The sequence below is a fragment of the Pseudomonas rosaeacicularis genome (assembly GCF_057128745.1).
In genome coordinates this window covers 138,507-148,483 of the sequence record NZ_JBSKHT010000005.1, presented here as the reverse complement: position 1 = coordinate 148,483, position 9,977 = coordinate 138,507, and the positions used below count along the sequence as shown (strand labels likewise).

Annotated in this window: 8 protein-coding genes; 7 read left to right on the top strand and 1 reads right to left on the bottom strand. The window is 58.6% G+C overall.

The genetic code is table 11. The features are described from left to right. Window positions 1-346: 346 nt before the first annotated feature. Entirely contained in the window at window positions 347-2,260 is a 1,914-nt protein-coding gene (locus ACWKWM_RS08675) for a sigma-54-dependent Fis family transcriptional regulator (RefSeq protein WP_483845747.1), read from the bottom strand. Between the two features lie 298 nt (window positions 2,261-2,558). Here ACWKWM_RS08675 and exaC point away from each other — a divergent pair, with 298 nt between their 5' ends. From exaC to ppa, 7 genes are all read left to right on the top strand, one after another. Then, window positions 2,559-4,079, top strand: a complete 1,521-nt coding sequence (gene exaC, locus ACWKWM_RS08670) for an acetaldehyde dehydrogenase ExaC (RefSeq protein WP_483845746.1) — start codon at window positions 2,559-2,561, stop codon at window positions 4,077-4,079. Between the two features lie 343 nt (window positions 4,080-4,422). Then, on the top strand, window positions 4,423-5,817 hold the full coding sequence (locus ACWKWM_RS08665; protein WP_483845745.1) for an ethanolamine ammonia-lyase subunit EutB: 1,395 nt from the start codon (window positions 4,423-4,425) through the stop codon (window positions 5,815-5,817). Window positions 5,818-5,828: 11 nt separating this feature from the next. Further along, window positions 5,829-6,662: an ethanolamine ammonia-lyase subunit EutC gene (eutC, locus tag ACWKWM_RS08660; RefSeq protein WP_483845831.1), complete on the top strand. Its 834-nt coding sequence runs from the start codon at window positions 5,829-5,831 to the stop codon at window positions 6,660-6,662. 116 nt (window positions 6,663-6,778) lie between these two features. Beyond that, complete coding sequence (locus tag ACWKWM_RS08655) at window positions 6,779-7,237, top strand: GNAT family N-acetyltransferase (RefSeq protein ID WP_483845744.1); 459 nt, start codon at window positions 6,779-6,781, stop codon at window positions 7,235-7,237. Between the two features lie 240 nt (window positions 7,238-7,477). Beyond that, window positions 7,478-8,125: a DedA family protein gene (locus tag ACWKWM_RS08650; RefSeq protein ID WP_483845743.1), complete on the top strand. Its 648-nt coding sequence runs from the start codon at window positions 7,478-7,480 to the stop codon at window positions 8,123-8,125. A 3-nt stretch (window positions 8,126-8,128) separates the two neighbouring features. Continuing rightward, a complete protein-coding gene (locus ACWKWM_RS08645; RefSeq protein WP_483845742.1) occupies window positions 8,129-8,947 on the top strand; it encodes a M90 family metallopeptidase in 819 nt (272 codons plus the stop codon). 107 nt (window positions 8,948-9,054) lie between these two features. Beyond that, entirely contained in the window at window positions 9,055-9,582 is a 528-nt protein-coding gene (gene ppa / locus ACWKWM_RS08640; RefSeq protein WP_483845741.1) for an inorganic diphosphatase, read from the top strand. Window positions 9,583-9,977 lie beyond the last annotated feature (395 nt).

Below are 9,977 nucleotides of genomic sequence, written 5' to 3'. Positions count from 1 at the left end.
TCTGCCGGGCATCGGCAGCAAAACGATGAATGCGGTGTGTCAGCGAAACCGGATTAGCCGCATTCAGGGCTGCTTCGCAACCCATCGCCTGCAAGCAAGGCTCCTACGCCTTCGGCAGAAGCGGATCTGCCTCGCTGACGAAGTCGAGTCCGACGCCTATCCGCTTCTGGCCGCAGGCCTAGGAGTTCGGCTTGCCGACGCTCTGCCGGGCATCGGCAGCAAAACGATGAATGCGGTGTGTCAGCGAAACCGGATTAGCCGCATTCAGGGCTGCTTCGCAACCCATCGCCTGCAAGCAAGGCTCCTACGCCCTCCGGGCAGAATAAAAAGCCCGCGCGCGATTAACTTATCGACTGATTCCGTGCTTTCGCAGCTTTCTATAGAGCGTGTTACGGCTGAGACCCAACTCGCGCGCGGCGTGGGTCATGTGCCACTTCTGGGATTGCAGGGTGGCGATCAGGGCGGCACGCTCGGCGTCGTCGAGTGGCGAATCGGTCGTTTCGGCAATGGGGGTTACAACGCGCTCCCGCCGAATGGCCAAAGGCAAATCCTCCAGGCCAATCCGCCCGTGCTCACACAACGCCGCCAGCGTGCGCAGAACATTGCGCATCTGACGCACGTTGCCTGGCCAGTTGAAGTCGAGCAAAGCCTCACGCGCCTCCCCATCGATGACGACAAGATACCCGGCCGTTTCTTCCTCCAGCAGAAAATCCAGCAGCTGCGATTTGTCACTTCGTTCGCGCAGTGCCGGCAAGCCGATTTCCAGGCCGTTCAACCGATAGTAGAGGTCCTCTCGAAAGCTGCCGTCCTCCACGCGCCCGAGCAAATTCCGGTGGGTCGCGCTGATTATTCGCACATCCACCGCTTGAGGTTCGCCGCCGATGGGCACTACCAAACGATCTTCCAGCACCCGCAACAACCGTGTTTGCAGCGTCACCGGCATATCGCCGATCTCATCCAGAAACAACGTACCGCCATCGGCCTGTTGCAGCTTGCCGCGCATGCCCTCCTTGCGCGCACCGGTAAAACTGCCGCCGCGATAACCGAACAGTTCGCTCTCGATCAGGCTTTCCGGGATCGCCCCGCAGTTGAGCGCCACGAACGGCTTGCCTGCGCGCTGACTGCCTTGATGTACAGCCTTGGCAAACGCCTCTTTGCCACAACCGGTTTCGCCGTTGATCAGCAACGGCACATCGCGCTCGAACACCCGCAACGCCCGTCGGAAGTCCGTTTGCAGAGCTGCGTCCCCCATACAAATACCGGTCGGACGGGGCGTGGGAAAAACCTTTTCAAGGGACGGGGCCTTCGCCGCCGGACGCAGTTGCTCACGCGCCGCCCCACGCACCAGCGCGAAAAATCCTCGTCCGTCCCGAGTCCGCAGCGGCCAACTGGCAGCGGCGTCGGGACTGGCGCGGCTCATCAACTCATCCAGCGAGCAATCGAACAGCGCTTCCACCGGCTGCCCTATTAAATCGTCTCGGCCAAGGCTCAAGAGATTCAGCGCGCTCTGATTCAGCGCGCAAACCCGGCCTTCACCGTCAAATGCCAATAGCCCCTCACTGAACAGCCCCACGGAGCCTGCCTGCAAATGAAAGCGCAGCAGCCGCTGACCGTCGAAATGGCGCAGGAAATAATTGCTCTCGATCATCTTCGCCGACAGGTTGACCAGCGCCATAGTGTGAAACTGGCTCTGCCGCGAGACATCGTGGCGTGCCGAGGACACGTCCAGCACGGCGAGCAAATGCCCATGTGGATCGAACACCGGGCTGGCCGAACACGTAAGCCCGGTGTGACGCCCACGGAAATGCTCATCGCGATGGATAGTCAGCGGCTGACGCTCGACGAGGCAGGTTCCGATGCCGTTGGTGCCCTCGCGCGCTTCACTCCAGTCGGCGCCCAACCACAGCCCGGCGCGCTCGAAGATCTTTCGCTCGCCCGGCTCAGTCACGCAATTGAGGATCACGCCACGGGCATCGGTCAGCAGCACGGCATTTCCCCCGGCCAGTTGCTGATGCAGGCTGTTCATTTCGGCGCCTGCGATTTTCAGCACTTGCTGTAAACGCTCGCGACTTTCCAGCACGCGCGCGTGTTCGAGCACGGTCGGCGCCATGGGTTGGGCGGGGTCGAGATGGTAGTCCTGCAGACAGCGTAACCAGGAGCGAACGATGGAAGGATCGCTACCGGGGCCGTATTGATGTGCCTGGCCTTGAGCAACGGTCAAAACCTGCTGGGCATGGCGAATCAGGTGATTGCTCTGCACTTTTTATTGTTCTCCGGAGGAGTCGCGACCAGCATCCTCCTCGTCCCCGGCCAATGCAATGCTCCTAAAGACGCAAGCGGACGAACTGTCCCGGATTCGATACAAACTGTCACTCGCCCTGCATCGGCTTTGTTACAACAACCCCATCTTCGATCCGTCAGCCCCGCTCAAACGCCCGAATTCATTGACCCGCGAGGCACTGGCCCGGCCTTTGCTCTACGCTTGTATCAAGCGCAGCTCTCTATAACGCAGCAGCGCGTTATCCCCAGACAATCACAAGAGCAAGGAGATATTCACCATGCGTTACGCCCATCCCGGTACTGAAGGCGCACTCGTTACCTTCAAAACCAAGTACGGCAACTACATCGGTGGCGAATTCGTCGCACCGGTCAAAGGCCAATATTTTGAAAACACCTCACCCATCACCGGCAAACTGATCGCTGAGTTCCCTCGCTCTACTGCCGAAGACATCGACAAGGCCCTCGACGCCGCACATGCCGCCGCCGATGCGTGGGGCAAGACCTCAGTGCAGGAGCGCTCGCTGACCCTGCTGAAAATCGCTGATCGCATCGAACAAAACCTGGAAGTGCTGGCGATCACCGAAACCTGGGACAACGGCAAGGCTGTGCGCGAAACCCTCAATGCCGACATCCCGCTGGCAGTCGATCACTTCCGTTATTTCGCTGGCGTATTGCGCGCCCAGGAAGGAAGCGCTGCCGAGATCGACGGCAACACCGTGGCGTATCACATTCACGAGCCGCTGGGGGTGGTTGGACAGATAATCCCGTGGAACTTCCCGATCCTGATGGCCGCGTGGAAGCTGGCGCCAGCCTTGGCTGCCGGTAACTGCATCGTGCTCAAACCGGCAGAGCAAACGCCGCTGGGCATTACCGTGCTGATGGAACTGATTGGCGACTTGCTGCCCAAAGGCGTGCTGAACGTGGTGCAAGGCTATGGCCGAGAAGCCGGTGAAGCGTTGGCCAGCAGCAAGCGGATCGCCAAGATCGCGTTTACCGGTTCCACGCCGGTGGGTTCGCACATCATGAAACTGGCTGCCGACAGCATCATCCCGTCTACCGTTGAACTGGGCGGCAAATCGCCGAACATCTTCTTCGAAGACATCATGAGCGCTGAGCCTGAGTTCATCGACAAAGCCGCTGAGGGCGTGGTCCTCGCGTTCTTCAACCAGGGCGAAGTCTGCACCTGCCCGTCTCGCTGCCTGGTTCAGGAGTCGATCTACCCGCAGTTCATGGAAGTGGTGATGCAGAAGGTCCTGAAGATCAAGCGCGGAGACCCGCTGGACACCGACACCATGGTCGGCGCGCAGGCATCGCAGCAGCAGTTCGACAAAATTCTTTCCTACCTCGACATCGCGCAGGGTGAAGGCGCCGAGCTGTTGACCGGTGGGAAAGTGGAGAAGCTGGAAGGCGATTTGTCGACTGGCTACTACATCCAGCCGACGCTGCTCAAAGGCAACAACAAGATGCGCGTGTTCCAGGAAGAAATCTTTGGCCCGGTGGTCAGTGTCACGACCTTCAAGGACGAAGCGGAAGCCTTGGCCATTGCCAACGATACCGAGTTCGGCCTGGGCGCTGGCTTGTGGACCCGCGACATTAACCGCGCCTACCGCGTAGGGCGTGCGATCAAGGCGGGCCGGGTGTGGACCAACTGCTACCACCTGTATCCGGCGCACGCGGCCTTCGGTGGCTATAAAAAATCAGGCGTGGGTCGTGAGACCCATAAGGTCGCGCTTGAGCATTATCAGCAGACCAAAAACCTGTTGGTCAGCTACGACATCAACCCGCTGGGCTTCTTCTAAAAACGCTTGAGTGATGGACTGCCAATGGCCTCTTCGGAGGCCATTGGTGTTTCTGAAACAACCCAAACCGTGCAGGAGCGAGGCTTGCCCGCGAAGCTGGCGACGCGGAGTGTCAGGCAAACCACGTCGTTAGCTTCGCGGGCAAGCCTTGCTCCTACACAATCACGATGCGCCAAAATGGAACGCGCGCCGTCTGCGGATGGATAGCCGCAGCCCGCAAATTGGCGCTCTGCACCGCGATGGAGTATTAATTGCTTACATTGCTTCTCACAGTCGGCGGCTACATTCAGCGCCGAGATACTACGCCTGGATCACATGCGTTCGGGCGGCAAGGAGAACCTGTATGGCAACCTTTTCCCACTCTGTCGGCGCGCAGACTTACCGCTTCGACAGCCTCAAGGACGTCATGGCCAAGGCCAGCCCGGCGCGCTCAGGGGATTTTCTGGCGGGCGTGGCGGCGACCAACGATGCCGAGCGAGTGGCTGCGCAAATGGCGCTGGCCGATATCCCGCTCAAGCATTTCCTTGAAGAAGCGCTGATCCCCTACGAAACCGATGAGGTCACCCGGCTGATCATCGACACCCACGACACCCTGGCGTTTGCCGCTGTCAGTCATCTGACCGTGGGAGGATTTCGCGACTGGCTGCTCAGTGATCACGCCAACGAAACCAGCCTGCGCGCCCTCGCCCCCGGCCTGATTCCGGAAATGGCTGCCGCCGTATCCAAGATCATGCGAATTCAGGACCTGATTCTGGTGGCGCAGAAGATTCGCGTCGTGACTCGGTTTCGCAACACTGTTGGCCTGCGCGGTCGACTGTCCACGCGCCTGCAACCTAATCACCCGACTGACGAACCTTCAGGCATTGCCGCGAGCATTCTCGACGGCCTGTTGTATGGCAACGGCGACGCCATGATCGGCATCAACCCGGCCACTGACAGCACCTCGTCCATCGTGGCCCTGCTGGAAATGCTCAACGCGATCATCCAGCGCTACGAGATCCCGACTCAGGCCTGCGTGCTGACCCACGTCACGACATCGATTGAAGTGATCAACCGAGGCGTGCCCGTGGATTTGGTGTTTCAGTCGATCACTGGCACCGAAGCCGCCAATACCAGCTTCGGTATCAACCTGAGCCTGCTACAGGAAGGTTATGACGCAGGCCTGAGCCTCAATCGCGGCACGCTGGGGCAGAACCTGATGTATTTCGAGACCGGCCAAGGCAGCGCGCTGTCTGCCAACGCCCACCATGGGATAGATCAACAGACGTGCGAGACGCGAGCCTACGGCGTGGCGCGCCATTTCAATCCGTTTCTGGTGAACACAGTGGTGGGTTTCATCGGCCCCGAGTACTTGTACAACGGCAAACAGATCATTCGTGCAGGGCTTGAGGATCACTTCTGCGGCAAATTGCTGGGCGTGCCAATGGGCTGCGACATCTGTTACACCAATCACGCCGAAGCCGATCAGGACGACATGGACACGCTGCTGACGTTACTGGGCGTGGCCGGGATTAACTTCATAATGGGCATCCCCGGCTCGGACGACATCATGCTCAATTACCAGACCACTTCGTTTCACGATGCGCTGTATGCCCGGCAAACCCTCGGCCTGCGTGCTGCGCCAGAATATGAGGCGTGGCTTGAGAAAATGGGCATTTTCACCCAGGCCGACGGGCATGTGCGTTTCGGCGATGCGCTGCCGCCCGCGTTCCGCCAAGCGTTGGCGCACTTGGCATGAGCAAACAACCTATGGATGAAACGAACGATCTGACGCAAAAAACGGAAAACCCTTGGCTGGACCTACGCCGCCTGACCCCGGCGCGCATCGCCCTCGGTCGCACCGGGACAAGCATCCCGACCAGCGCGCAACTGGATTTTCAGGCCGCCCATGCGCAGGCGCGCGACGCTGTGCATTTGCCGTTCGAGCATGCAGCCATCATCGAATCACTCGCCGCCAAGGGCCGAGAATCCTTGTTTCTCCATAGCGCAGCCGTTGACCGCAACGCTTACCTGCAACGTCCGGATCTAGGCCGCAAACTGGATGAGGCCTCTGTTCAACTTTTGACCGACTACGTCCAGGTACATCCCGGCGGCGTTGATTTAGCCGTGGTTGTGGCGGATGGCTTGTCGTCGCTGGCCGTGCATCGCCACACACTGCCGTTTCTTGAGCGTATGGAGGAACAAGCCAACGCGGAGGGGTGGACGCTGTCGCCGGTTATTTTGGTGGAACAGGGCCGGGTCGCCGTCGCTGATGAGATCGGCGAACGGCTCGGAGCGAAAATGGTGGTGATCCTCATCGGCGAACGCCCCGGTCTCAGCTCACCTGACAGCCTGGGGTTGTACTTCACTTACGCGCCGAAAGTCGGGCTGACTGACGCCAGCCGCAACTGTATTTCCAACGTACGGCTGGAAGGCCTGAGTTACGGCATGGCGGCGCACCGGCTTTTGTACCTGATGCGTGAGGCGTGTCGCCGGCAATTGTCAGGCGTGAGCCTCAAGGATGAGGCCGAACTGCAGACGCTGGAGTCAGACGTGGCGGGCAACGCAGCCGGAAATTTCCTGCTGGCCGGCCCGAACGATTGATCGTCGGTTGGATTGCCCTTTCTAAAAGGCTTAGGCAAAGTCGGCGGTGTCTGCGCAGGAGCCAGGCATGCCCACCCCCATTCATGTTTTTTTGAAAATGAAGCCGAGGCCCAACCATGCGGATCGTTCAAGCCACCCTGGAGCATCTGGACCTGCTGACTCCGCTGTTCGTCAAATACCGAGAGTTCTATGGTGAGTTGCCTTTTCCCGACTCATCCCGCGCGTTTCTGGAAAAGCGCCTGCGCCGCGACGAGTCAGTGATTTACCTGGCCCTGCACGATGACGACGACAGCAAGTTGTTGGGCTTTTGCCAGCTTTATCCGAGCTATTCGTCTTTGTCGCTCAAGCGCGTGTGGATCCTCAATGACATTTACGTGGCTGAGGACGCGCGTCGCCAGTTGGTTGCCGATCACCTCATCCAGAAAGCCAAGAAGATGGCCAGGGAGTCCCAGGCGGTGCGCATGCGGGTTTCAACCAGCAGCAATAATGAAGTGGCGCAGAAGGTGTACGAGTCGATTGGTTTCAAAGAGGACACGCAGTTCAAGAATTATGTGTTGCCGATCAGCGAGGGTTGATAGATCGCCTCTGTAGAGCGAACTTTTTCGCGAGGCGGTGTCTCTGACTATCCGCATCGCATTGCTCGCCAACAAGTTGGCTCCTACAGATCAATGTGATCAGGCGTTTCCCTACCAAATGTTTCAAAGCACATGCGGACCAGCGACATGATGTTTCTTGCCCCTATAATGCCGCCCATGTAACGCCTCATTTCGACCCGCACGTGACCCTGATCGGGTCTCCTCACCCAGGTGCCGTACATGGATTTCAACCCGCTGGACCTTATCCTTCATCTCGACGTTTACCTTGATTTACTGGTTACCAACTACGGCACCTGGGTCTACGCGATTCTGTTCCTGGTGATTTTCTGCGAGACAGGCCTGGTGGTAATGCCTTTCCTGCCGGGCGATTCTTTGTTGTTCATCGCCGGCGCAGTAGCTGCGGGCGGCGGTATGGACCCTCTCCTGCTGGCAGGATTGCTGATGGCGGCGGCCATTCTTGGCGACAGCACCAACTACATCATCGGGCGCACCGCTGGCGACAAGCTGTTCAGCAATCCGAACTCGAAAATCTTCCGCCGCGACTACCTGACCCGCACTCACGAATTCTATGATCGCCATGGCGGCAAAACTGTCACCCTGGCGCGCTTCCTGCCGATCATTCGCACCTTCGCGCCGTTTGTGGCTGGCGTGGGCAAGATGCACTATCCGCGCTTCCTTGGTTTCAGCGTGCTGGGTTCGGTGCTGTGGGTCGGCAGTCTGGTAGCGCTGGGTTACTTCTTCGGCAACATCCCGTTCATCAAGAAAAACCTCACCCTGCTAGTGCTGGTCATCATCCTCATCTCGCTGCTGCCAATGATCATCGGCCTGGTCCGTGGCCGTACCAGCCGGTCCGCCGACGCGCGCTGAGCCATGTGGTCGCTTGGCGGCTGGCTCAAACGTCGCACCCTCGCACGTCATCCGGTCTCTGCCGAACTGTGGAGCCGGGTGCGTGAGCGACTGCCGATCCTTGACGGCTTGAGTGCCGAAGAGGATCAGCGTCTGCTGAACGGCTGCATCCTTTTCCTGCACAGCAAAACGCTGACGGCGCTGGACGGCGTCGAGCTGGATGACGAATCACGCCTGTTTCTGGCGGCTCAAGCGCAACTGCCGTTATTGGCGCTGGATGATTTGAACTGGTATCAGGGTTTTCACGAAATTGTCCTGTACCCCGATGATTTCATCAGCCCGCAGAAGCACCGTGACGCCAGCGGCATCGAACACGAGTGGGACGGCGAGCACAGCGGTGAGGCCTGGTCGCAAGGGCCGGTGATTCTGGCGTGGGCCGGCGTGCTGTCGAGTGGCGGCTGGGAAGCGTACAACCTGGTCATTCACGAACTGGCGCACAAGCTGGACATGCTTAACGGCGACGCCAACGGCATGCCGCCACTGCACAAGGGTATGAAAGTCCAGCAATGGACCGGGGCGATGCAAAGCGCATACGACGATCTCAACTGCCAACTCGACGCCGACCCCGATGCCGAAACCGCCATCGATCCATACGCTGCTGAAAATCCAGGCGAGTTCTTCGCGGTCACCAGCGAATACTTCTTCAGCGCCCCGGATTTACTGGTCCACGCCTACCCCGCCGTTTACGAACAGCTCAAAGCCTTCTATCGGCAGGACACCCTCGCCCGACTGACGGCACTTCAACGGGAAAACCCGGTCTATCAGGCTCATACCAACGTCTAGAAGACGTCGAGCCGCATGGCAACCCTTCTGGAATATGCCTATAATCCGGCCCACTTTTTGGCGTTCGACGCCAGATTCTGACTGGTCAACAAAGGGGGCACTGCCCAATGAGCTACAGCAAGATTCCGGCTGGCAAAGACCTGCCGAATGACATCTACGTCGCAATCGAAATCCCGGCTAACCATGCCCCGATCAAATACGAAATCGACAAAGACAGCGACTGCCTGTTCGTTGACCGCTTCATGGCCACCCCCATGTTCTACCCGGCCAACTACGGTTTCATCCCCAACACTCTGGCTGACGACGGCGACCCGCTCGACGTGTTGGTCGTGACCCCTTATCCGGTCACTCCAGGTTCGGTCATCCGCGCCCGTCCAGTTGGCATACTGCACATGACCGACGACGGCGGCGGCGATGCCAAAGTCCTCGCAGTCCCACACGACAAGCTGTCTCAGCTGTACGTTGATGTGAAGGAATACACCGATCTGCCGCCACTGTTGCTGGAACAGATCAAGCACTTCTTCGAGAACTACAAAGACCTCGAAAAAGGCAAATGGGTGAAGATCGAAGGCTGGGGCGACGCAGAAGCAGCCCGCACCGAGATCATGAAATCGGTTGCTGCCTACAAAGGCTGATCCGATTCGCTGCCTGCTCGGCATCCGCTTCGGGTGTCTGGCAGGCTGCATTCCACGCGTTTTTTGCAGTGCGGCGCAAAAAACCACTGTTTAAATGTTTAAAAAACTCTCGCTTTAAACACATCGTTTATTCGGATTTATGCCTTAGCGGTTTCTGCAACTCGCCCCAAGCGCCCCCTGATAAATCAAGTGAATGGAAAGGCTCTATATCAACAGTCTTCCACTAGACGTCGCCAAAGCCTGCGCAATTAAAAGAAAACCGCACTGTTGACCAAAACAGCAACAGCTACGGAAACACCCTACAAGTGCAACTTACAGCCGTAAGTTATCCGCACAGCCATAACGTTGACGCCCCTCGCATTTGAACACTTCGTTCATTTAAACAGCCTTGAAGC